Source organism: Streptacidiphilus sp. BW17, assembly GCF_041262485.1.
Classification (GTDB): Bacteria; Actinomycetota; Actinomycetes; order Streptomycetales; family Streptomycetaceae; genus Streptacidiphilus.
The window spans coordinates 32,229-55,933 of sequence record NZ_JBGCCR010000043.1; the positions used below are offsets into that span (position 1 = coordinate 32,229).

Below are 23,705 nucleotides of genomic sequence, written 5' to 3' on the forward strand. Positions count from 1 at the left end.
CGAGTCCGCGCCCGTCCCGCCCACATGACGCACCGTCACATGTGGACGGCGACGGGCGCGTTCGCGTCCTGCTGGATCCTGCCGCGACGGTAGAGCAGCAGGCTGAGCACCAGCCCGACGGCGAAGAAGCCCGCCGACCACCAGTACGCGGTGGAGTAGCTGTGCAGCTGCGCCTTCGCCAGCAGCTCCGGCGTCGGCACGCCCTTGCCGACCAGGTAGTGCGTACCGGCGCTGGTGGCCAGGGTGTTGAGCAGCGCCGTACCGATCGAACCGCCGATCTGCTGCATGGTGTTGACCGCGGCCGAGGCCACGCCCGCGTCCTGCTCGCCGATCCGGTCGGTGGCCAGACTCATCGTCACCGGCATGATCAGGCCGAGACCGAAGCCCATCACCAGCAGCGGCGGCAGCACGGAGGTGGCGTAGGAGCTGTTCAGCCCGAGGCCGGTCAGCCAGACCATGGCGCCCGCGGCCAGTGCCATCCCGGTGGGGACGAGCGGCCTGGGCCCGATCCGCGGCAGCAGCCACAGGGTGGCCAACTGCGCGGCGACCATCAGCGCGCCGATCATCGGCAGGAAGCCGAGGCCGGTCTGCACCGGGCTGTAGTGCAGCGTCTCCTGCAGGTAGTAGGTCAGGAAGAGGAAGACGCCGAACATGCCCGCGCCGGTGATGGCGGTGGCCAGGAACGACGCGCCGCGGTTGCGGTCCAGCAGCACGCGCAGCGGCAGCAGCGGGTGCTCGGCGCGGGTCTGCCACCAGCCGAAGACCGCGATCAGCAGCACGCCGGCGACCAGGAACCCCCAGGTCTGCGGCGAACCCCAGCTGTGCGACTCGGCGTTGGAGAAGCCGTAGACCAGCCCGAAGAGCCCGGCGGAGACCAGCACCGTGCCGGGGATGTCCAGCTTGGGCCGCTCTGCGGGAGCGCCCTTGCGCAGGAAGGCGAGGCCTCCGGCGAGCGCGAGGGCCGCGAAGAAGAGGTTGACGAAGAGGGTCCAGCGCCAGTTCAGATGCTCCGTCAGCAGCCCGCCGAGCAGCAGGCCGATGCCGCCGCCCGCGCCCGCGATGGCGCCGTAGATGCCGAACGCCTTGGCGCGTTCCTTGGCGTCGGTGAAGGTGGTGTTCAGCAGTGAGAGCGCGGCGGGCGCGAGCAGCGCGCCGAAGAAGCCCTGCAGCGCGCGTCCGGAGACCAGCATGGTGAAGTCCCCGGCCGCACCGGCCAGCGCGGAGGCGGCGGCGAACCCGCCGACTCCGACCAGGAACACGATCTTGCGGCCGAAGAGGTCGGCAAGCCGGCCGCCGAGCAGCAGCAGGCTGCCGAAGGCGAGCGCGTAGGCGGTGACGATCCACTGCCGGTCGGCGTTGGAGAAGCCCAGCGCGTGCTGGGCCGAGGGCAGTGCGATGTTCACGATCGTGCCGTCCAGCACGACCATCAGCTGCGCGATCCCGACGACCGCCAGCACCCACCACCGCCGGCCGCCACCGGTGGCGGCAGCCGTACTGCCCTCCGCCGCGCGTGCGCGCGAGGCGGGTGTCTGCGTCTGCGACATGAGGACTCCGAACGAAACGGTTTCGTACTCTTCGCGGACAACACTACGCCCATCGAAACGAAGTCGTTTCGATGGGCGGGTGTGAGTCGTGTCTCAGCTTTCCCGGAGCCGCACCGGCTCAGCTGTTCAGCTGTTCAGCTGTTCAGCTGTTCAGCAGGGCGGGAAGCACGACGGCGTTGATGTAACGCTTCATGTACTCGGTGTCCGCGAACCGGTCGTCGAGGATCTTCCGGGCCGGGAGCGCGCCGACCAGCATGTGGCCGAGGAACTCCCCCGCCGCCGCGCCCTCGCGGAGCTCGCCGCGGGCGACGGCCCGCACCAGCATGTCGCGGAGCACCACCAGGACCGGCTCGACCAGCATCTCCCGCAGCGCCGCCCCGAGATCCGGATTCAGATGCACTGCGTGGCCGACCGCGCTCATGAAGACGGTGTCGTCCTCCAGGGCCATCCCCGCCTCCGCGAGCGCGTGCAGGTCACCTGCGAGCGAGCCGGTGTCCACGTCGTCCAGCAGCAGCGGGCGGGCGTGGCGCATCGCGGAGGCGACCAGCTGCGGCTTGCCCTTCCACTGCCGGTAGAGCGTGGCCTTGCTGACGTGGGCGCGGGACGCCACGGCGTCCATGGTCACCGAGTCGTAGCCGAGCTCCCTGACCAGGTCGATGACGTGCCGGTACAGCTCCGCCTCACGCTCGGCGCTCAGCCGCCCGCGTCCCGCCGCAGTCCCCGGCACCGTGGTCACCTGGGTCAGAGCCCCACAGCCTTCATCAGCTGGCCCACCTCGGGGTTGGTCAGGCGGCGCAGCCACCCGGACTTCTGGTCGCCCAGCGCGATCGGGCCGAACTGGGTGCGGACCAGCTTCTCGACCGGGAAGCCCGCCTCGGCCAGCATGCGGCGCACGATGTGCTTGCGGCCCTCGTGGAGGGTGACCTCGACCAGGTAGTTCTTGCCGACGTTCTGCACGACCTTGAAGCCGTCGGCACGGGCCCAGCCGTCCTCCAGCTCGATGCCCTTGGCCAGCTGCTTGCCCAGGTCGCGCGGGATCGGGCCCTGGATCGCGGCCAGGTACGTCTTCTGCACGCCGTACTTGGGGTGGGTGAGGCGGTGGGCCAGCTCGCCGTGGTTGGTGAGCAGGATGATGCCCTCGGTCTCGGTGTCCAGTCGGCCGACGTGGAACAGCCGCGTCTCGCGGTTGTTGACGTAGTCGCCCAGGCACTGGCGGCCGTCCGGGTCCTCCATCGTCGCGACGACGCCGGCCGGCTTGTTGAGCGCGAAGAACAGGTAGGACTGGGTGGCCACGGTGAGGCCGTCGACCTCGATCTTGTCCTTGTCCGGGTCGACCCGCTTGCCCTGCTCGCGGACGACCTTGCCGTTGACCATGACGCGGCCCTGGTCGATCAGCTCCTCGCAAGCGCGGCGGCTGCCCATGCCCGCGCGGGCCAGCACCTTCTGCAGGCGCTCGCCCTCGAGGTCGCTGGTCGCGCTCGGCTTGGACGGCCGCTCGTGGCGGGCGCGGACCGCGTCCTCGACGCGGGCCTGCAGCTCGCGCGGACGCGAGGCACCGGAGCCGGGGCCCTTCTTCGGGCGGATCTGCCCGACACCACCGCCGCTGCCCGTGCCCTCACGGCGCGGACCGCGCGGCTTGGCGTTCTCGCCGCCGCCCCACTCCGGGCGGTCGTAGCGGCGCTGCTCGGGGCGCGGCGTGCCGTTGCCGCTGCCGCCCGCGCCCTGGCCGCGACGCTGGCCCTGTCCCTGGCCGTCCCGTCCCCGGGAGCCCGAGCCGCCGCCGCTGCTGTTCCTGCTGTTACCGCTACGCATCAAATGCCCGCTGCCTGGTCTGTCCGTCGTCGTGTGTCTGTCGTCCGTACTGCACTACTCACTACTGCACTACTCACTGCTCGTCACTGCTCGGCTCACTGTTCAACTGCCAGCACCGCCTCGGCGATCGCGGAGCCCTCCTGCGAGTCCGCCTCCACGTCGTCGGCCTCGGGGAGGAAGGGGGCGAGCTCCGGCAGTTCGTCCAGGCCGCGCAGCCCCATCCGTTCCAGGAAGTAGTGAGTGGTCCGGTACAGGTACGCCCCAGTCTCCGGTTCCGTACCGGACTCCTCGACCAGACCTCTCTGTACCAGGGTACGCATGACGCCGTCACAGTTCACACCACGGACGGCGGAGACCCGGGAGCGGGAGACCGGCTGACGGTACGCGATGACCGCCAGCGTCTCCAGCGCGGCCTGGGTCAACCGGGCCTGCTGGCCGTCCAGCACGAACCGGTCCACGACCGGCGCGCAGACGGCGCGCGTGTAGAAACGCCAGCCCCCGGCGATGTGGCGGAGCTCAAAACCGCGCTGCTGCTCGGTGTACTCCTCGGCCAGCTCGGCCAGCGCCGTGGCGACCAGCTTCTTCGGCCGCTCCAGCACCTCGGCCAGCCGCACGGCGGTGATCGGCTCGTCGACGACCATGAGCACGGCCTCGAGCGCGGCCTTGAGCGGGATCTCGGGAGCAGGCTCCGCGGCAGGGGCGGGGTCGGGCTGGGATTCGGGCTCCGATTCGGGTTCGGGCCACAGGACGGGTTCCGGCTCGGGCTCGGGCTCCGGTTCGGGTTCGGGCCGCAGGACGGGTTCCCGCTGCGGGGGGAGTTCCGGTTGCGCCGCCGGTTCAGGCTCGGCATCGAGCTCGTCGAGGAAGACCGTCTCCAGCTGCTCGCCCGGGCGCAGCTGTCCGGGGAGGCCCAGGCGGCGGCGTGGGGCACCCGTCGCGTCGCTGCGGTCGTCCGCCATCTCAGAGCTCCTTCGTACGTTGTGTACGTGCCTGCGTGCCGTCCTCGGCCACCTCTGCCGGGGGCGCGTCGAACTCCTCGCCCAGGCCCTCCGCCACGGTGACGTCCTCGCCGTCCGCGACCTCGGCCACCCAGCGGACCAGCAGCTCCCCCAGCGCCTCCGGCTGGTCGAAGGCGAGCAGCTTCTCCCGGTACAGCTCCAGCAGCGCGAGGAAGCGGGCCACCACCGTCAGCACGTCGGGCGCGTCCGCCGTCAGCTCGCTGAACCGCGCCTCGCCGCGCTCCCGGAGCAGGGCGAGGACCAGCTCGGCCTGTTCCCGGACGCTGACCTTGGGCGTGTGGATGTGGTCGACGTAGACGACCGGCTTGGGCTTGGGCTCCATCGCCTTGGCGGCCAGCTTGGCGAAGGCGGTGAGGCCGATGGAGATGACCACCTCGGGCAGCAGCTCGGCGTGCTCCGGGTCCAGGCCGACCGTGCGCGGGCGGCGGGCGCCCTCCGCCTCCCAGCGCTCGGCGAAGAGGGCCGCGACGCGCTTGTAGGCGCGGTACTGCAGCAGCCGGGCGAAGAGCAGGTCGCGCGCCTCCAGCAGGGCGAGGTCCTCCTCGTCCTCCAGTTCGGCGACCGGGAGCAGCCGGGCCGCCTTGAGGTCGAGCAGGGTGGCCGCCACCACGAGGAACTCGCTGGCCTGGTCGAGGTCGAAGGAAGGCCCCATGGCCCGGATGTGGGCGATGAACTCGTCGGTCACCTTGGACAGCGAGACCTCGGTGACGTCCAGCTTGTGCTTGGCGATCAGGCTGAGCAGCAGGTCGAACGGGCCCTCGAAGTTCTCCAGCCGCACCAGGAAGCCACCGGCCGACTCCTCCTTCGGAGCTGGCTCGGGCGTCACTTCGGGCGAAGCCTCGGGCAGGGTGCGCATCGGGGCCTATGGTGCCCTGTCCCCACCTGCGGGGGCGAACGCCGCGCGGGTCAGCGACCGCGCAGCCGCCGTACCAGGATGCTGGCCTCGCCGCGCTGCTCCAGGTCGGCCAGGACCACGGCGACCGCCTCGCGGACGATCCGGCCCCGGTCCACCGCTAGTCCGTACTCGCCGCGCAGGGCCAGCCGGGCGTGTTCCAGGTCGAACAGCTCCTCGGCGGAGACGTAGACCGTGATCTTCTCCTCGTGGCGCTCGCGACCGCTCGGGCGGGGGCGCGGGCCGCGCGTCTTGCGGCGGGCGGTCGCCGGCTGGGTGATCGCGTCGGAGGCCGCCTGCGCGGCCTTGGTGGCCGCTCCGGCCTCGACCCGAGGGGGCGGGCCGGGGACGGCCCCGTGCTCGCCCGCCGGATCGGCGGGCTGCCCCTCGGGAGGCCTCGCCGCCGGCGGCGGTACCGCCGCCTGGGCCCCGGCAGGAGCCCCGGGCACCGCGGGGGCCACCGCCTGCCCGACAGGCGCGGAGGCAGGCGGGGCGGCGGGCGCGGAGGACGTCTCCTCGGAGGCGTCCGGTGCGCGCGGCGCGGGCGTGCTGAGTGCGGTCCCCCCGGTGGTCCGGAACAGTTCGTCCGCCCCCGGGAGACTCACTCGACGGGGCACCGTGCGAGCACCTCCCTGGCGAGCTGACGGTACGCGGCGGCCCCGACCGAGTTGGAGGCGTAGGTGGTGATCGGCTCACCGGCCACCGTCGTCTCCGGGAACCGGACCGTACGGCCGATGACGGTGTGGAAGACGTGCTCGCCGAACGCCTCGACGACGCGGGCCAGCACCTCGCGGCTGTGGACCGTACGCGAGTCGTACATGGTGGCCAGGATGCCGTCCAGGCGCAGGTCGGGGTTGAGCCGCTCGCAGACCTTCTCGATGGTCTCGGTCAGCAGGGCGACCCCGCGCAGCGCGAAGAACTCGCATTCCAGCGGCACGATGACGCTGTGAGCGGCCGTCAGCGCATTGACCGTCAGCAGACCGAGGGACGGCTGGCAGTCGATGATGACGTAGTCGTAGTCGTTCATCAGCGGCTTGAGCGCGCGGGCCAGCGCCGACTCCCGGGCCACCTCGCTGACCAGCTGCACCTCGGCGGCCGACAGGTCGATGTTGCTGGGGAGCAGGTCCATGCCGGGCACGGCCGTCTTGAGCAGCACCTCATCGGCCGTCAGACCCCGCTCCATCAGCAGGTTGTAGACGGTGAGGTCGAGCTCCATCGGGTTGACGCCGAGGCCGACCGACAGGGCGCCCTGCGGGTCGAAGTCGACGAGCAGCACCCGGCGGCCGTACTCGGCCAGCGCGGCGCCCAGGTTGATGGTCGAGGTCGTCTTGCCGACCCCGCCCTTCTGGTTGCACATCGCGACGATCCGGGCCGGACCGTGCTCGGTCAGCGGCGTGGGGATCGGGAAGTACGGCAGCGGCCTGCCCGTGGGGCCGACCCGCTCGCGGCGCTGGCGCGCGGCGTCGGGCGCCAGGGTCGCGGCGTACTCCGGATCCGGCTCGTACTCGGCATCAGGGTCGTAGAACTGACCGTCCGCCACGCCGTTGCGGTCCGTCTGGACCAGGCCGGGCTCGATGGGGACGTCCAGCGCGCTCGCATGGCGCAGCGCGTCGTGATCGGAAATCGGGTACTCCAGGCTCGGGTAACCGGGCTGCTGCTGACGTGCGTCGAAAGTGCGCGAGGCGCCGCTCTCGGGAGCAATTGTCGACTCATTCACAAGTCGTCTTACCTCCTTGGCGACCGCCGTAGTGTCGGTGCGGACATCGAGAGCTTGGGGCTCTGCCCCCTCCACTGGGCGGCATTCACCGCACCGCAGCCTAGCAACGACACAGTAGCGTCAACCAGCGCACCAGTGATGCACTAACCAACATGTCGATATGACAATTGCTGACCGCAGGTCCCAGGCACTGTACGAAACCGCTGTTCGGCCCACGGAGACACTGCTCTCCACCGCCGTTCACCCCTCTGCCGAGGGTGACATCAACTGGCGTGGGGTTGACAGAACGCCAGGAGGGCGCCGCACCAGCGTGCGACGCCCTCCTGGGCGGGTGACGAGCCGTCAGGCCGTCATCAGGTATGAACCGGAACGGCTCAGGCCAGGACGTCCGCCAGCTCGACGTGCGGCAGGCCGAAGGCCTCGGCGACCGCGGCGTAGGTGATCTGACCCTCGTGGGTGTTGAGACCCTTGGCCAGCGCGGCGTCGCGGCGGCAGGCCTCCTGCCAGCCGCGGTTGGCCAGCTCGAGGATGTAGGGCAGGGTCGCGTTGGTCAGCGCGTAGGTGGAGGTGTTGGGCACCGCACCCGGCATGTTGGCCACGCAGTAGAAGACCGAGTTGTGGACCGGGAAGGTCGGCTCGGCGTGGGTGGTCGGGTGCGAGTCCTCGAAGCAGCCGCCCTGGTCGATGGCGATGTCGACGAGCACGGAGCCCGGCTTCATGCGGGAGACCAGCTCGTTGGTGACCAGCTTCGGGGCCTTGGCGCCCGGGATCAGCACGGCGCCGATGACCAGGTCGGCCTCGAGGACGGCCTTCTCCAGCTCGAAGGAGTTGGAGGCGATCGCCTTGATCTTGTTGCCGAAGATCTTGTCGGCCTCGCGCAGCTTGTTGATGTCGCGGTCGAGCAGGGTCACGTCGTAACCCATGCCGATGGCGATGGTGGCCGCGTGCCAGCCGGAGACGCCACCGCCGATGACGACGGCCTTGGCCGGGTGGGTGCCGGGCACGCCACCGGGGAGCACGCCACGACCGCCGGTCGGACGCATCAGGTGGTAGGAGCCGACCTGCGGAGCCAGGCGGCCCGCGACCTCGGACATCGGGGCGAGCAGCGGCAGCGCGCCGTTGGCGAGCTGGACCGTCTCGTACGCGATGGCGGTGGTACCGGAGCCCAGCAGCGCGTCGGTGCACTCGCGGGAGGCGGCCAGGTGGAGGTAGGTGAAGAGCAACTGGCCCTTGCGGAGGCGGTGGTACTCCTCGGCGATGGGCTCCTTGACCTTCAGCAGGAGGTCGGCCGTGGCCCAGACCTCGTCGGCGGTGTCAAGAATCGTGGCACCGGCGGCCACGTACTCCTCGTTGGGGATCGAGGAGCCGGAACCGGCGTTGTTCTCGACGAACACCTCGTGCCCGTTGCGGACCAGCTCGTGCACGCCAGACGGCGTGATGGCCACGCGGTACTCGTGGTTCTTGACCTCGCGGGGGATGCCGACCTTCACGGCTAACACGTCCCTTGCACATGGGGGTTCCTCCCGACGACGGGAACGCCGCCGGAAGCCACACGCGGCGACATTGCCATGCGTGGCACTTCCGAGTGTATTTGAAGCCCCAGACATGCGTAAGCCTTCCAATCCGACCAAAAGTCTGGGATCTGTTGGCTGTTTCGTAGGCTTGCACTTCGGCCGAGCCGCCGAATCATAAGAAATGCGACAATCAGGACAATCAATCGAAACCGGATCGTTGTCCCGTCGGCGGCCACAGCGGGCGGACGCGACCGGGGCCGGTCCCGGTGGCGCACTAACGCGGACGGCCCACGCCCAGCGCGGCCGCCTGGTCCCGTTGGACCCGTGCGCCCGCCTGGTCACCCGCGCGGTCCAGGGCCTCGGCCATACGCAGCAGCACCAGCCCTTCGAGGCGTCCGCCGCCCGCGCGCCGGGCCGCCTCCAGCGCCTCGCGCTGGGTCCGCAGGGCAGCCTCGGTGCCACCGGAGAGCTCCTGCACCCGGGCCGCACCGAGGATCGCGGTGACCGCGGCGGCCTCGTCGTCGAGCTTGCGGTACAGCGCGACGGCGGCCCGGTACTCGCGCAACGCGTCCGCGTAGCGGCCCTGGGCGCTGTGGGTGGCGGCGAGGCGGCCGAGCAGCCGGGCCTCGTCGGCGCGCTCGCCGCGGTTGCGGCGCAGGGTCAGCGCGCGGCCGTAGAAGTCGACGGCGCGGACCAGATCTCCCGAGGCGCGGTAGGCACCGGCGGTGGCCTCCAGGATCCGGCCCACCGCGACCTGGTCCTGTGCCGCGCGGGCCGGACCGAGCGCGCTGCGGTAACGCTCCATGGCCCGGGCGTGCTCACCGGCGGCGGCGTGCAGGTCGCCCAGGTTGACCAGGGCCGCGGCCTGCCGCTGCGGCTGGGCGCCGCGCCGGGCCAGCTCCTGGACGGCCGAGTGCAGGGCGTACAGGTCGGTGGCGACCGAACGCCGGCGCGCCTCGCCCCACACCGGCAGTGCCCGGACCAGTGCGGTGGCCAGCCGGGTCACCAGCCCGTCCAGGCCGCCCGCGGCCATGCCGTCGGGGACGGCCAGCAGCAGCGTGGGCAGCTCCAGGTCCAGCCAGGCCCAGGCCTCGGCGGCGCTGCGGAACCGGAGCGGGACCGGCAGCGGCTCGGGCTCGGGCGTCCGGTCCGGCGCGAGCCGGTGGACGCACGCGCCCAGCAGCCGCACCTGCCGCTCCAGCCACCGGGCTCGGGACAGCTCGACGGCGGCGGGCTTGTCGTGGGCCTCGCGCAGCCCGGTCAACACCGGCCGCAGGCTCTCCGGCACCCGGAAGCGGCCCTGCGCCACCGCCTCCTCGTGCAGCAGTTGCTGAGCGGCGAGCGAGGCCAGCTGCGTGGCGGCGGCGTCCAGCGGGCAGCCGACCAGCGCCGCCGCGCCGCGCGCGTCCAGTACACCGCCGGGCACGACCGTGGCCAGGCGCAGCAGTTGCTGCGCGCTGCCGCTGAGCGCGCCGTGGACAAGGGCGAAGGTGCGCCGCAACGGGTCCTCGCTGCGCTGCGCGCCACGCGGCGGAGGCGGGGCTGCGGCGGGGACGCCGATGGTCGGCGCATAGGTCGGCATCGGCGGCACGGCCTGCCCCGGCAGGCCCAGCGCGGAGGGGTCCTTGGGCGGTGGATCCTCTGTGCGCGGGGTCTGCGGGCGGCTCTGTCGGCCGCCGCTGTACCCGGGGTCGGTGTACTGCGCGAAGGCCTCCGGGGCGACGTCCCGCAGTGCCTGGAGGGCGTCGGAGAGGGAGGCGCGCGGCCGGGTTGCCAGCCAGCCGCCGAGCAGCCGCAGCGCCCCGGCGTGGCAGGCCACCGTCTCCGCCATGACCTGCGCCGCGACCGGGTCGTTGACCACCCGGACGTCGCCCGCCATGGCGGCCAGCAGCTCCCGGGCGGCGGTGTAGTCCAGCCCGCCCAGCACGCAGGGTCGGGCGTCCGGCACGGAGCTCAACGGACCGGAGGTGGCGGCCAGCACCAGTGAGCCGGGGGCGGTGGGCAGCAGCGGCTGGATCTGCCCGCTGCTGGTGACGTCGTCGAGGACCAGCAGCACCTGCTGCTCGGCCAGATGCGCGCGGACCGCCTCGGCGGCGGCGGTCTCCGCCTCGTCCGGGGCCAGGGCGGCCGGACGCGGCAGGCCGAGCGCGTCGAGCAGCCGCCGCGCCGGGAACGGGTCGCGCAGCGAGAGACGGACGGCGACCGGGAACCCGTCGACGAGTTCGGCGGCCAGCCGCAGGGCGAGCGCGGTCCGCCCGGACCCCGGGCGTCCGGCCACGACCAGCACCCGCGCCGGTGCGGCGTTCTCCTCAGAACGGTCCGCACGGTCCGCGCTGCCCGCGCGCGCGGTGGCGCGCAGCCCGGGACGGCCGATCTCCTCGCGCAGCAGCGCCAGCTCGGCCCGCCGCCCGACGAACGGCCCGGGCGCGTCGATCATCCCCGAGGCGCGCAGCACCTCGCTGCCGGAGGCCGAAGCCGACTGTGCCACGGACACGAGCGCCGCTCCCGTCGGTCAGTTGACAGGGCCAGAAGGCTGGCCACTGACTTCTGACGCAGCGTAATTCACTCGGAGCACACGCAGGCACACCTTCACACCGGCGTGCGGAAGCACAGTCGAATATCGCTCAATCGGCTCAAATGCCCAGCATTAGAACGGGCGTGCGGGCCAGGGGGCCTCGGCGGGGCGGAGCGCGTCGATGCCGTCGCCCGCCAGGACCGCGGAGAGGGCCAGCGCGCCCGCGACGAGGGCGCCGTTGTGGAGTTCGCCCGCAAGGGTGCGGCTGACGACCTCGGTCAGCGGGAAGCGGGCGACCTGGAGGTCGAGCTCCTCGCCCTCGGCCTGGAAGCGCTCGCCGTCGGACTCGGCCAGGTCGCGGGCCAGGTAGACCCGGATCGCCTCGTCGGAGCCGCCGGAGGTCGGGTAGAGGTCGAGCAGCACCCGCCAGTCCCCCGCCTTGTGGTGCGCCTCCTCGTAGAGCTCCCGCTGCGCGGCGTGCAGCGGGTTCTCCCCGGGGATGTCGAGCAGACCGGCCGGCAGCTCCCAGAGCCGGTGCCGGACCGGGTGCCGGTACTGACGTACCAACAGCACCCGGCCCTGCTCGTCCAGGGCGATCACGGCGACCGCCCCGGGGTGCTTCATGTAGTCGCGCGTCGCGGCGCGGCCGTCCGGCATGACCACGTCGTCCGAGACGATGTCCCAGACCTTCCCTTCGAAGGCGGGCCGTTCGGCGACGACCTCCCACGAGTCGGGCGTGTCCACAAGGTCCTGCTGGACGGGCTGCTCCGCGGCGCTCACGACGTTCCTCCCCTGGCGGTTTCCGCCGACCTTACTCGGCGACCGGGGCAGCGGCCTTGTCCGACGCGGCGGCGGGCGCCACCTCGCCGTCCTGGACCCGGATCGCGGCGGCGACCAGCCCGGCGAAGAGCGGGTGCGGGCGGGTCGGGCGGGACTTGAGCTCCGGGTGCGCCTGGGTGGCGACCAGGTAGGGGTGCACCTCGCGCGGGTACTCGACGTACTCGACCAGGTCACCCTTGGGCGACAGACCGGAGAACTGCAGGCCGGTCTTCTCCAGCTCGGCGCGGTAGTTGTTGTTGACCTCGTAGCGGTGGCGGTGGCGCTCCTCGACGTACTGCTCGCCGCCGTAGACCTCGCGGACGATGGAGCCCTCGGCCAGCTTGGCCGGGTAGAGGCCCAGGCGCATGGTGCCACCCAGGTCGCCCTTGCCGTCGACAATCTCCAGCTGCTCGGCCATGGTCGAGATGACCGGGTGGCGGGCGGCGGAGTCGAACTCGGTGGAGTTGGCGTCGGCCAGGCCGGCCAGGTTGCGGGCCGCCTCGATGACCACGCACTGCAGGCCCAGGCAGAGACCCAGCAGCGGGGTGCCGTGCTGACGGGCGTAGGTGATAGCGCCGACCTTGCCGTCCACGCCGCGCTCGCCGAAGCCGCCGGGGATGCAGATCGCGTCGACGTCACCGAGCTGCGCGGCGGCGCCCTCGGGGGTCTCGCAGTCGACCGAGGTGACCCACTTGATCTCGACCTTGGCGGTGTTGGCGAAGCCGCCGTGGCGCAGCGCCTCGGTGACCGACAGGTAGGCGTCGGGCAGGTCGATGTACTTGCCGACCAGCGCGATCTTCACCTGACGGGTGGGCTCGTGGACGCGGCGCAGCAGGTCGTCCCACTGGGTCCAGTCCACGTCGCGGAAGGGCAGGTCGAGGCGGCGCACCACGTAGGCGTCCAGGCCCTCGGTGTGCAGCACCTTGGGGATGTCGTAGATCGACGGGGCGTCGATCGCGGCGACCACGGCCTCCTCGTCGACGTCGCACATCAGCGAGATCTTGCGCTTGATCGCCTGCGGGACCTCGCGGTCGGCGCGCAGCACGATGGCGTCGGGCTGGATGCCGATGCTGCGCAGCGCGGCGACCGAGTGCTGGGTCGGCTTCGTCTTCAGCTCGCCGGACGGGCCGATGTAGGGCAGCAGCGAGACGTGCACGAAGAAGACGTTGTCGCGGCCGACCTCGTGGCGGACCTGGCGGACGGCCTCCAGGAACGGCAGCGACTCGATGTCGCCGACGGTGCCGCCGACCTCGGTGATCACCACGTCGACGTCCTCGGTCGCCATCCGGCGGATCCGGGACTTGATCTCGTTGGTGATGTGCGGGATGACCTGGACCGTGTCGCCCAGGTACTCGCCGCGGCGCTCCTTGGCGATGACCGTCGAGTAGACCTGGCCGGTCGTCACGTTGGCCGAGCCGTGCAGGTTGGTGTCGAGGAAGCGCTCGTAGTGGCCGATGTCCAGGTCGGTCTCGGCGCCGTCGTCGGTGACGAAGACCTCGCCGTGCTGGAACGGGTTCATCGTGCCGGGGTCGACGTTCAGGTACGGGTCCAGCTTCTGCATGGTGACCCGCAGTCCTCGTGCCTTGAGCAGAGCTCCGAGGCTGGAGGCGGTCAGCCCCTTGCCGAGCGAGGAGGCAACGCCCCCGGTGACGAAGAGGTGCTTGGTCGTCGTGCCGGCCTTACCGGAATGGGGCTGTGCCAAGAGGGGGCTCCCGTGGTCGCGTCATCACCTGCACCGCTCTGCCGAGAGAGGCGGAGGGGGGTGGTGGATCGTGAGGGGTACGGAGCCTGAACCGTCGTGGGACGAGCCCGGCGTAGCCGGCTCAGTACCAATCCACGGAATACCAGGGTATCAGTGCCGCAGGCCGCCCGTGTTCCGACCGGCCGGAACCGGCGCGCCGGTCCGTACCATCGCAGCAGACGAGCAGGCCGGCCCGGAACGCCTCCGGGACATCGGAGCGCGGACCGGCACGCCGGTTCCGGATCGTGTCCCCAGCGACCCAAGATCCGTCGTATTCTGCACGGACACCGTCCGCTTCAGAAGCCCCATCCGCACCCCCCGCCGCACGGCGGGACTGGTGCTCCAACCTCCGCACCCCACGCGGCTTCTGTGACGCAGCGACGTTCAGCTCCACACTCCCTGCTCGACACCCCCAGCTTGCCCCCCCAGCTCGACACTTCGGCTCCACCCCCACAACCCCACACTCAGTCCCCGCACTCAGTCCTGCACCCTGCACCGCGAACTGGAGAACCACGTGGCCGCCCGCATCGAGGACTATGCGCTCATCGGCGACATGCAGACCGCAGCCCTGGTCAGCCGGGACGGCGCGGTCGACTGGCTCTGCCTGCCCCGCTTCGACTCGCCCGCCGTCTTCGCGGGCCTGCTCGGCACGGACGAGCACGGCTTCTGGCGCATCGGCCCGGCCGAGCCGGTGCCGGTCGCGGAGGAGGAACAGGCGGAGGCGGTCGTCACGGAGGCCGTCCCGGTCGAGGTGGCTGCGGACCCGCAGGCGGCCGGCGTCGTACGGGCGGAGACCTTCGAGACCGTGCCTTTCGAGGACACGGGTGAGTTCCGGGTGCTGCCGCCGACGGCTGCTGCTCCGGCACCGCCTGCGGCGCGGCGCCGGTACCGGGGCGATTCGCTGGTGCTGGAGCAGGAGTGGGACATGCCCGGCGGCACGGTGCGGGTGATCGACTTCATGCCGCCGCGTGGCCTGCCCGAGCGGGGCGCGGTGCCGCAGATGATCCGGATCGTGGAGGGTGTGTCCGGGCAGGTGCGGATGCGCTCCGCCCTGCGGATGCGGTTCTCCTACGGGCGGGTGGTGCCGTGGGTGCACCGGGTCGAGGACGGCGAGCAGTCCCGGACGGTGGCGGTGGCGGGGCCGGACTCGGTGTGGCTGGACGGCGCGGCCGAGACCTACGGCCGGAACCTGACCACGTACGCGGACTTCACCGTCACCGAGGGCGAGCGGATCGCGTTCGCGCTGACCTGGCAGCCCTCCCACCTCGGCGCACCCGACCAGCCCGACCCCGAGGACGCGCTGGCGACCACCGAGGAGTTCTGGCGCGACTGGGTGGCCCAGTGCACCTACCAGGGCCCGTATCACGAGGCGGTGGTCCGCTCGCTGATCACCCTCAAGGCGCTGACCTACGCGCCCACCGGCGGCATCGTCGCCGCACCCACCACCTCCCTGCCGGAGGACATCGGCGGGGTGCGGAACTGGGACTACCGCTTCACCTGGCTCCGGGACGCCACGATCACCCTCTCCTCGCTGCTGCGCACCGGCTACCGCGACGAGGCCCGCGCCTGGCGCGAGTGGCTGCTGCGCGCGGTGGCCGGGGACCCGGAGAACCTGCAGATCATGTACGGCATCGCGGGCGAACGCGAGCTGTCGGAGACGACGCTGGACTGGCTGCCCGGCTACGAGCACTCCACCCCGGTCCGGATCGGGAACGGCGCCGCCGACCAGCTCCAGCTGGACGTGTACGGCGAGGTCGTCGAGGCGCTCCACCTCGCCCACATGACCGGCCTGGCCCGCAACGACCACGCCCACATGCTGCAGCTGCGGCTGATCTCCTGGCTTGAGCAGCACTGGAACGACCCGGACGAGGGCATCTGGGAGGTCCGCGGCCCGCGCCGCCACTTCGTCCACTCCAAGGTGATGGCCTGGGTCGCGGTCGACCGGACCGTCCGCATGTTCGAGCAGACCCCCAACGAGGGCCCGCTGGAGCGCTGGCGCGAACTGCGCGACACGATCCACGAGGACGTGTGCGAGCACGGCTACGACCCCGACCGGAACACCTTCACCCAGTCCTACGGCTCCAAGGAGCTGGACGCCTCCCTGCTGCTGATCCCCCAGGTCGGCTTCCTGCCCCCCGACGACAAGCGCGTCATCGGCACCATCGAGGCCATCCAGCGTGAGCTGATGACCCCCGACGGCTTCGTGCTGCGCTACCCGACCTCGGGCGGCGAGGAGGGCGTGGACGGCCTGCCCGGCGACGAGGGCGCCTTCCTGGCCTGCTCCTTCTGGCTCGCCGACGACCTCGCCATGATCGGCCGGGTCGCCGAGGCCAGAGAGCTCTTCGACAAGCTGCTCGCCATCCGCAACGACGTCGGCCTGCTGGCCGAGGAGTGGGACCCCCGCCTGCAACGCCAGGTCGGCAACTTCCCGCAGGCCTTCAGCCACGTCCCGCTGATCGACACTGCCCTGCGCCTCACCGCCTGCGGCGGGCTGCCGGGGCTGTAGGCGACGCCGAGCCGGAGGCACCGGGGGCGGCACCCCGCTTTTGTACACTGGAGGCACAAAACCTGCCGCCCCATCTCACCAGGGAGCCTCCCGTGGACCTGACCGCCCGTGCACTGCTGCTGGACATGGACGGCACCCTGGTCGACTCGGGGGCCGTGGTGATGCGCGTCTGGGGACGCTGGGCCGCCGCGCACGGCATCCCCCTGGAGCGGATCGAGGCGGTCGTCCACGGGCGTCAGGGCCACCAGAGCATGGCCATCCTGCTGCCCGACCGCCCGGCCGCGGAGAACCACGCCGACAACGCGCGCATGCTGGCCGCGGAGACCTCCGATGTCGACGGCATCGTCCCGATACCGGGCGCCCCGGCCTTCCTCGCCGCGCTGGCGGCCGGACCGGTCCCGCACGCCCTGGTCACCTCGGCGGACGTCGCCCTGTCGGACGCACGGATGAACGCGGCGGGCCTGCGCATGCCGCTGACGCGGGTCACCGCCGAGGACGTCAGCGCCAGCAAGCCCGACCCGGAGGGCTTCCTCAGGGGCGCGGCGCAGCTCGGCTTCGCGCCCGGGGACTGCGTGGTCTTCGAGGACTCCGAGGCGGGTGTCGCCGCCGGTCTGGCCGCGGGCATGCGCGTGGTCGGCATCGGCGCGGCGACCGCCCGCTACGGCGCGACCGTGTCGGTGGACTCGCTGGAGCAGGTCTTGGTGACGGCCGACCCTGACGGCACCGTCACGCTCAAGATCACGGGCTGAGCAGGCCTACCGAGCCTGCCCATCGAGCTGCCCACCGAGCAGTCCTCAACGATCGGTGCGGTCCTTCGGGACCTGCTGGACGATCCACCCGTTGCCGTCCGGGTCGCTGAAGGTCACGAAGGTGTTCCACGGGCCACCGTGGCCGGGGTTCTGACCGGTCTCGCCGAAGTGGAACACCTCGCTCGCGCCGACACCGCGCTCGACCAGCTGCGCCCGTGCCGCGTCGATGTCGGTGACGCAGAGCTGCAGTCCCTGGTAGCTGCCGGGCACGGCCCGGGTCAGGCCCTCACCGACCACGACCGAACAGCCGGACCCGGGCGGCGTGAGCTGGACGACCCGCATGGCCGGGCTCATCCGCCGGTCGGCGTCGACGTGGAAGCCGACCTGCTCGCTGTAGAAGACCTTGGCCCGGTCGACGTCCGCGACCGGGAGCACGACGACTTCGAGAGTCCAGTCCATGGCTCCACGATGGCAGCAGGACCCGGGCCGCACGACCCGGGCTCCTGACGGATCAGGCCGAGGTCAGCTCCCGTGGTCAGCTCTCCGTGGTCAGCTCGTCGTAGATGCTGAGCACCTGGGCCACCGTGTCCGCCTGGGTCGGCCAGGTCTCGGCCTGCTGCGGGCCGGCCTCGGCCAGCTCGGCGCGGCGGGCCGGATCCGCCAGCAGCGAGGAGACCGCCGCCGCCAGCGCCGTCGCGTCGCCCGGCGGCACCAGCACCGCCGCGTCGCCGACCAGCTCGGGGAGACCGCCGACGGCGGTGGTGACCACCGGGACGCCCGCCCGCAGCGCCTCCTGGGCGACCATCGGCCGGGCCTCCCAGCGCGAGGAGATCACCACGACGTCGGCGGCGGCCAGCAGCTCCGCCACGTCCTCGCGGAAGCCGAGCAGCTTGGCGGGGAGCCGTTCCGACTTGATCCGCGCCTTGAGCGCGGGCTCGTCCGCGCCCTCGCCCGCAATGACGACCAGCGGCTGCGCCTGTGACGTGTCGTCACCACCCGCCCGCCAGCCGGAGGCGGCGTCGAGCAGCAGGTGGAAGTTCTTCTGCGGCGTCAGACGGCCGATCGCCAGCACGATCGGGCGGTCCCGGTATTCCTTGCCCGGCTTGCCGCCGAGCAGTTGACGCCGCGTCTCCTCCCGGCCAACGGTGGGCGGGGCCAACGGCGGCGCGACGACCGGGCCGAGCCGGGCGTCGGTCGCCCCCAGGTCACGGGCGCGGGCGACCAGGTCGGAGGAGGCGCCGAGCATCAGGTCGGCGGCACGCGCCACCCGGCGCTCCATCATCCGCAGCAGTCGCCGCTCCACGCCGGTCGCGAGGTTGGCCGAGTGGGAGGTGACCACCAGCGGCGTCTCCGCCCGGGCCCAGCCGCGGGCGGTACGCAGCGCCAGATCGGACAGCAGCGCGGCGCGCAGGCCGTGGGCGTGCACCAGCGAGGCGCGGGCGAAGGCCTTGCGCAGCTCACCGACGGCCGCACTGTCGGTGCGTGGACCGGGCGTCGGAGTGATCTCCACGGCGTGGAAGCGCGCCCCGGCCCCGGAGAAGCCGAACAGCTTGTCCGTCTCCGCGGGCCCGCACACGGTCACCTCGACCCCGTGCGCGCTCAGGCCCTCGGCCAGCGAGCGCACGTGGGCGCCGATGCCGCCGGTGGTCCCGGCCAGCACCAGCACGGCCTTGAGCTCCTCGCTCGACACAGCTGGGGTGCTCTGCTCCACGATCAGCGCCGTCTCTCTTCCGTCGGTCAGTCGGTACTACGTCTCAGGCGTTGCGTCAGGTACTACGTCAGGTACTCAGCTACCGGGTCCCGTGCTACGTCAATGGTCCGCTACCCGAGCCGCCGTTCGGTGCATCACCATGGCAGTTCGGGCCGCGGTTGCCCAGGGCAGGGTCACCCCTCGCGGCCCGCCGTGCCGTTGCGCGCGGCGGCCAGCAGCTCCTCGGCGTGGGCGCGGCCCAGCTCGGAGTCCTCCAGACCAGCCAGCATCCGGGAGAGCTCACGTACCCGCTCCTCGTCGGTGAGGGTCTTCACGCCGCTGCGGGTCACCGTGCCGTCGACGGTCTTCTCCACCACCAGGTGCCGGTCGGCGAACGCGGCCACCTGCGGCAGGTGGGTCACCACCACGACCTGCGAGGTCCTGGCCAGCTTGGCCAGGCGACGGCCGATCTCGACCGCGGCCTTGCCGCCGACGCCCGCGTCGACCTCGTCGAAGAGGTAGGTCGGCACCGGGTCCGCGCCCGCGAAGACCACCTCGACCGCCAGCATCACCCGGGAGAGCTCACCGCCCGAGGCGCCCTTGGCGATCGGACGCGGCGCAGCGCCCGGGTGCGGGGCGAGCAGCACCTCGACCTCGTCCACGCCGTAGGGTCCGAATTCCGCCGTACGGGTGAGACCGAAGCTCACCCGCGCGTGCGGCATGGCCAGCTCGGTCAGCTCGGCGGTGACCGCCTTGGCGAAGGTCTCCGCGGCGGCGTGCCGGGCGGCGCTCAGCTGCTCGGCGAGCTCGGAGACGGTCTGTGTCAGCGACTCGTGCTCCGCCTGGAGCCCCTCGATCCGCTCGTCGTCGCCGTCCAGCTCGACCAGTCGGGCCCCGGACTGCTCGTTCCAAGCCAGCACCCCGGCCAGCCCGCCCGCGGCGCTGCCGTACTTGCGGACCAGGTGCGCCAGCACCGCGCGCCGCTCCTCGACCGCGGCCAGCCGGACCGGGTCCGCGTCCAGGTCCTCGGCGTAGCCGGCCAGCTCCTGGGCGATGTCGGCGAGCAGGTAGGAGACCTCGCCGACGCGGTCGGCCAGTGCGCCGAGACGCTCGTCGTGGGAGCGGACCGCGTCCAGGGCCCGCTTGGCCTGGGCCACCAGCAGGCTCGCGTCGACGACGTCCGGGTCGGCCGGGTCACCGGCCAGCGCGCCGTGGGCGAGGGTGGCGGCGGTGGAGAGCGCGTCGGCGTGGCCGAGGCGCTCCGACTCGGCGGCGAGTTCGACGTCCTCCTGCTCGCGCGGCTCGGCGGCGGCGATCTCGTCCAGGCCGAAGCGGAGCAGGTCCGCCTCCTGGGCGCGTTCACGGGCCCGCGTGGTCAGCTCGTCCAGCGTCGTCGCGACCGCGCGCAGGCGGCGGTAGGCCGACTGGTACGCGGCCAGCGGCTCGGCGACGGAGGCGCCCGCGTAGCGGTCCAACGCGCCGCGCTGACGGGCGGGCTGGAGCAGCCGCTGCTGGTCGGACTGGCCGTGCACGGCGAACAGGTCCTCGCCGAGCGTCTGCAGCAGGCTGACCGGAACCGTGCGCCCGCCCACATGCGCCCGTGAGCGGCCCTCCGCCGAAACCGTGCGGCTCAGCAGCAGTGCTCCCTCGTCCAGCTCCGCACCGGCTTCCAACGCCCGTTCTGCGGCCGGGGACTCGGCCGGCAGCGCGACCCGTCCCTCGACCACGGCCCGCTCCGCACCGTTGCGTACCAGGGCGGCGTCCGCACGGCCACCGAGCAGCAGGCCGAGACTGGTCACCACCATGGTCTTACCCGCCCCGGTCTCACCGGTGACGACGTTGAAACCCGGCGCCAGTTCGACCACCGCATCGTCGATCACGCCCAGGGCTCGTATCCGCATCTCCTCCAGCACGACCCTGACGATACGAGGTTCGGACCCCTTCCCGCGACGAGCCACCCCTCCAGGGAGTGGTTCGCGCACGGGTACGACTGTTCGTAGGACGGCTCGTGCCATGGCTCCGGCGACGGCCCCGCGTCCGCTACGCGTCGTCCCCGGTTCCGCGCCAACCCGTAACCGGGAGCTGGAACTTGTGCACCAGCCGCTTGGAGAACGGGGCCCGGTGGAGGCGGGCCAGCAGCACCGGATTGTGGCCCTTGCGGACCTCCACCCGTGCGCCCGGCGGAAGTTCGAAGGTCCGGCGGCCGTCGCACCAGAGCACGCCGTTCGACGTCCGCGGCTGCACCTGCACCTCCAGCACCGAGTCCGGCGAGGTCACCAGCGGCCGGGCGAAGAGCGCATGCGCGCTGATCGGCACCATGAGCAGCGCCTCCACCTCCGGCCAGACCACCGGACCGCCCGCGGAGAAGGCGTAGGCGGTCGACCCGGTCGGCGTCGCGCAGACCACGCCGTCGCAGCCGAAGGACGACACCGGACGCCCGTCGACGCCGGTGATGACCTCGATCATCCGCTCCCGGGCGGCCTTCTCGACCGAGGCCTCGTTGAGCGCCCAGTCGGTGTGCACGACGTGGCCGTCCTCCCGGACCACCACGTCGATCGTCATCCGCTGCTCGACCTCGTAGTCCCTGGCGACCACCCGCGCGACCACCTTCTGCAGGTCGTCCCGCTCGGCCTCGGCCAGGAAGCCGACCCTGCCCAGGTTCACCCCGAGCATCGGCACCCCGAACTCGCGTGCCAGCTCCGCGCCGCGCAGCAGTGTTCCGTCGCCGCCGAGGACCAGGATCAGCTCGCAGCCCTCACCCGCCGCAGGCCCGGTCGGCACCGCCTCGACGCCCTCGGGGTAGCCCATGTCCGGGGCCTCGGCCGCGAGCACGCGGATCTTGACGCCCTCCTTGAGCAACCCCTCGACCAGGCACTCGACGCTCTGCAGCGCGGCCTCGCGGCCGGTGTGCGCAAGCAGGAAGACCGTCCGGTCGTCGGAGACCGTCCGGCGGTCGGGCACCCGCTCGTCGGGCAGGCGCTCGTCGGGCAGGCGGTCGGTCATGGGCTCCTCCAACGCCGCCGCCCGGACGTCCTCGACCGGACGGCGTCTCCCCCAGTGGCTGTTGTCCCCGATGACGCGTGTCAGGGGTGACTGTAGTCAGGGACGCTCCTGACCCTACCCGTTCGGACGGCATCCACCCCGGGGATTACCGCAGGTCTCACGCCGTTGCTACGTCCGCTGCCGCGTTGCCAGGTCCGCTACTGCCTCCGCTGCTGCTACTTCGGTCCCTCGGCGACGGCGCGGGCGGCATCCGCCGGGTCGAGCGGCTCGGCGTCGCGCCGGAACCAGAGGAAGTACTCGACGTTGCCCGACGGCCCCGGCAGCGGGCTCGCGGTCACCGCCCGCACGCCGAGCCCCAGTTCGGCGCCCTGCGCGGCGACCTTCTCGATCATCTCCTGGCGCAGCTGCGGGCTGCGGACGACGCCGCCGCTGCCCAGCCGCTCCTTACCGACCTCGAACTGCGGCTTCACCATCAGCACCAGGTCGCCCTCGGGCGCGGTGACGGCCACCAGCGCGGGCAGCACCAGGCCGAGCGGGATGAAGGACAGGTCGCTGACGACCAGGTCGACCGGCTCCCCGCCGATCTGGTCGAGGGTGAGCTCGCGCACGTTGGTGCGGTCCATCACCACGACCCGGTCGTCGCTCTGCAGCGACCAGGCCAGCTGCCCGTAGCCGACATCCACCGCCAGCACCTGCTCCACCCCCGCGCGCAGCAGCACGTCGGTGAACCCGCCGGTGGACGCGCCGGCGTCCAGACAGCGGCGGCCCTCGACGGCCAGCCCCTGCGGGGTGAAGGCGGCCAGCGCGCCGGCGAGCTTGTGCCCGCCACGCGAGACGTAGTCCGGGTCGTTCTCGTCCTTGGCCACGACCACGGCGGCGGAGGTCTCCACCTGGGTCGCGGACTTGGTCGCCACCGTCCCCGCGATGGTCACCCGCCCTGCGGCGATCAGCTCGCTCGCGTGCTCACGCGACCGCGCCAGCTTGCGACGGACCAACTCGGCGTCCAGACGGCGTCGTGCCACTGCCACGTACGGTTCAGCTCCTGCCCAGTGCGTCAACCCAGTGCGTTCAACGGCGTGGGCGCCTGGCCCGGCCGTTCCTCCAACCCCGCGAGCGTATCCCGCAGCAGGTCGTGCACCTCCCCGTACACCCCGGCCCGCACCTCCGCGGGCACGTCCCCGATCGCGGCGAGCCGCGCGAGCGCGCCGTCGACGGCGGCGTGCCCGGTCTCCATGACCGGCGGGAGCGGGACGGGAGGCGGCGGCGCTGTGTCAGCCTCGGCTGCGGCGGTCGGGGCCGGTTCAGTCATCGGGGTTCTCGCGCTTGGGGGCGGCCTTGCGCGGCGTGGTCTGCTTCGCCGGGGCGGCCTTCTTGGCAGCCGTCTTCGTGGTGGCGCTCTTCTTCGCTGCGGTCTTCTTGGCTGCGGTCTTCTTGACCGCCGACGTCTTCTTCGTCGCAGCTGTCTTCGCCGGCGTGGTCTTGGCCGGGGCAGCCTTCTTGGCCGGGGCAGCCTTCTTCGCGGCGGCCGCCGTCTGTGTCGCCGGCTCCGACGTCTTCGCGGCGGCGCGGGGCCGCATCGCGGGGACGGCCGCCGCGCGGCGGGCCTTGGCTTCCTCGGCGGCCGCGGTGTCCTCGGGGCTCGGCTCGTCGACCGGGACCCGGACCGGCCGGGGCCGGGTCGTCCCGGTCGGACGGCGGACCTCCCTGCCGTTCGGCGCGGTGTCCTCCCGGACGGGTCCGGGCGTCGCCCCGAAGTCCGTCCCGAAGTCCGCCGCGAAGTCCGTGTCGGTGTCCGCCTCCGCCGTCGCCTCGGCGGTGGACGAGGCCTCACCCTGGAACTGGCGCAGCTGACGCTCCAGGAACTCCAGCACCACTCCCGCCTGGACCACGCCGTCGCTCAGCCGGTGCCACGCCCTCTCGCTCTCCGCGAGAGCCCGGCCGACGACCTCGTCGGCGAGCTCGCGGACCGGGTCCGGCAGCTTGGACCGCAACTCACCGGCCACGCCCGTCGCAACATCGGTGGCAATCTTCACGTAGTCGCGAACCATCGCACGCATCCCGCCCTCGTCCACAGGTCCCTCCAAAGCCCTCGTCGCGCCTCGGAACCGACGCTACCGCCTTCACCGCCACCGCGTCGGCCCGGTACGGACGCGGCGCGGGTGCGGTGCTGCGATACGGTCGGTC

The 23,705-nt window shown here is 72.3% G+C and carries 20 protein-coding genes; 2 read left to right on the forward strand and 18 right to left on the reverse strand.

Going from position 1 to position 23,705, the window contains the following annotated elements; all coding sequences use genetic code 11:
- Nucleotides 1-35 precede the first annotated feature (35 nt).
- From ABH940_RS33525 to ABH940_RS33575, 11 genes are all read right to left on the reverse strand, one after another.
- Nucleotides 36-1,544 (reverse strand): MFS transporter, encoded by a 1,509-nt coding sequence (locus tag ABH940_RS33525; protein WP_370064960.1) that lies wholly within the window; start codon nucleotides 1,542-1,544, stop codon nucleotides 36-38.
- A 142-nt stretch (nucleotides 1,545-1,686) separates the two neighbouring features.
- On the reverse strand, nucleotides 1,687-2,271 hold the full coding sequence (locus ABH940_RS33530) for a TetR/AcrR family transcriptional regulator (protein ID WP_370064962.1): 585 nt from the start codon (nucleotides 2,269-2,271) through the stop codon (nucleotides 1,687-1,689).
- Between the two features lie 14 nt (nucleotides 2,272-2,285).
- A complete protein-coding gene (locus ABH940_RS33535) occupies nucleotides 2,286-3,356 on the reverse strand; it encodes a pseudouridine synthase (RefSeq protein ID WP_370064964.1) in 1,071 nt (356 codons plus the stop codon).
- 95 nt (nucleotides 3,357-3,451) lie between these two features.
- The gene (gene scpB / locus ABH940_RS33540; RefSeq protein ID WP_370065034.1) at nucleotides 3,452-4,030 is read right to left on the reverse strand and encodes an SMC-Scp complex subunit ScpB; all 579 of its coding nucleotides are present in this window, start codon (nucleotides 4,028-4,030) and stop codon (nucleotides 3,452-3,454) included.
- A 286-nt stretch (nucleotides 4,031-4,316) separates the two neighbouring features.
- A complete protein-coding gene (locus ABH940_RS33545; RefSeq protein WP_370064966.1) occupies nucleotides 4,317-5,231 on the reverse strand; it encodes a ScpA family protein in 915 nt (304 codons plus the stop codon).
- 50 nt (nucleotides 5,232-5,281) lie between these two features.
- Complete coding sequence (locus tag ABH940_RS33550) at nucleotides 5,282-5,884, reverse strand: hypothetical protein (protein ID WP_370064968.1); 603 nt, start codon at nucleotides 5,882-5,884, stop codon at nucleotides 5,282-5,284.
- A complete protein-coding gene (locus ABH940_RS33555) occupies nucleotides 5,869-6,843 on the reverse strand; it encodes a ParA family protein (protein WP_370065036.1) in 975 nt (324 codons plus the stop codon). The genes ABH940_RS33550 and ABH940_RS33555 overlap by 16 nt, the downstream gene beginning before the upstream one ends.
- A gap of 515 nt (nucleotides 6,844-7,358) precedes the next feature.
- On the reverse strand, nucleotides 7,359-8,474 hold the full coding sequence (gene ald / locus ABH940_RS33560; protein ID WP_370064970.1) for an alanine dehydrogenase: 1,116 nt from the start codon (nucleotides 8,472-8,474) through the stop codon (nucleotides 7,359-7,361).
- A 298-nt stretch (nucleotides 8,475-8,772) separates the two neighbouring features.
- On the reverse strand, nucleotides 8,773-10,992 hold the full coding sequence (locus tag ABH940_RS33565) for a tetratricopeptide repeat protein (protein WP_370064972.1): 2,220 nt from the start codon (nucleotides 10,990-10,992) through the stop codon (nucleotides 8,773-8,775).
- 153 nt (nucleotides 10,993-11,145) lie between these two features.
- Nucleotides 11,146-11,793: an NUDIX domain-containing protein gene (locus tag ABH940_RS33570; RefSeq protein WP_370064974.1), complete on the reverse strand. Its 648-nt coding sequence runs from the start codon at nucleotides 11,791-11,793 to the stop codon at nucleotides 11,146-11,148.
- 31 nt (nucleotides 11,794-11,824) lie between these two features.
- Nucleotides 11,825-13,534, reverse strand: a complete 1,710-nt coding sequence (locus ABH940_RS33575) for a CTP synthase (protein WP_370064976.1) — start codon at nucleotides 13,532-13,534, stop codon at nucleotides 11,825-11,827.
- Nucleotides 13,535-14,087: 553 nt separating this feature from the next.
- On the opposite strand from ABH940_RS33575, the gene ABH940_RS33580 reads away from it, so the two are divergent.
- Entirely contained in the window at nucleotides 14,088-16,079 is a 1,992-nt protein-coding gene (locus tag ABH940_RS33580) for a glycoside hydrolase family 15 protein (RefSeq protein ID WP_370107002.1), read from the forward strand.
- A gap of 92 nt (nucleotides 16,080-16,171) precedes the next feature.
- The gene (locus ABH940_RS33585; protein WP_370064978.1) at nucleotides 16,172-16,828 is read left to right on the forward strand and encodes an HAD-IA family hydrolase; all 657 of its coding nucleotides are present in this window, start codon (nucleotides 16,172-16,174) and stop codon (nucleotides 16,826-16,828) included.
- 45 nt (nucleotides 16,829-16,873) lie between these two features.
- Here the strand turns inward: ABH940_RS33585 and ABH940_RS33590 are convergent, their stop codons facing one another.
- From ABH940_RS33590 to ABH940_RS33620, 7 genes are all read right to left on the reverse strand, one after another.
- Nucleotides 16,874-17,287: a VOC family protein gene (locus ABH940_RS33590; protein WP_370064980.1), complete on the reverse strand. Its 414-nt coding sequence runs from the start codon at nucleotides 17,285-17,287 to the stop codon at nucleotides 16,874-16,876.
- Between the two features lie 76 nt (nucleotides 17,288-17,363).
- Nucleotides 17,364-18,539 (reverse strand): glycosyltransferase family 4 protein, encoded by a 1,176-nt coding sequence (locus tag ABH940_RS33595; RefSeq protein ID WP_370107003.1) that lies wholly within the window; start codon nucleotides 18,537-18,539, stop codon nucleotides 17,364-17,366.
- Nucleotides 18,540-18,712: 173 nt separating this feature from the next.
- Nucleotides 18,713-20,419 carry a DNA repair protein RecN gene (gene recN / locus ABH940_RS33600; RefSeq protein ID WP_370107008.1) on the reverse strand — a complete coding sequence of 569 codons (1,707 nt, stop codon included), beginning with the start codon at nucleotides 20,417-20,419 and terminating at the stop codon, nucleotides 18,713-18,715.
- A gap of 139 nt (nucleotides 20,420-20,558) precedes the next feature.
- A complete protein-coding gene (locus ABH940_RS33605) occupies nucleotides 20,559-21,521 on the reverse strand; it encodes an NAD kinase (protein WP_370064984.1) in 963 nt (320 codons plus the stop codon).
- Between the two features lie 215 nt (nucleotides 21,522-21,736).
- The gene (locus tag ABH940_RS33610) at nucleotides 21,737-22,543 is read right to left on the reverse strand and encodes a TlyA family RNA methyltransferase (RefSeq protein WP_370065040.1); all 807 of its coding nucleotides are present in this window, start codon (nucleotides 22,541-22,543) and stop codon (nucleotides 21,737-21,739) included.
- 32 nt (nucleotides 22,544-22,575) lie between these two features.
- A complete protein-coding gene (locus ABH940_RS33615) occupies nucleotides 22,576-22,830 on the reverse strand; it encodes a hypothetical protein (RefSeq protein ID WP_370064986.1) in 255 nt (84 codons plus the stop codon).
- Nucleotides 22,823-23,578 carry a hypothetical protein gene (locus tag ABH940_RS33620; protein ID WP_370107004.1) on the reverse strand — a complete coding sequence of 252 codons (756 nt, stop codon included), beginning with the start codon at nucleotides 23,576-23,578 and terminating at the stop codon, nucleotides 22,823-22,825. The genes ABH940_RS33615 and ABH940_RS33620 overlap by 8 nt, the downstream gene beginning before the upstream one ends.
- Between the last annotated feature and the right edge of the window lie 127 nt (nucleotides 23,579-23,705).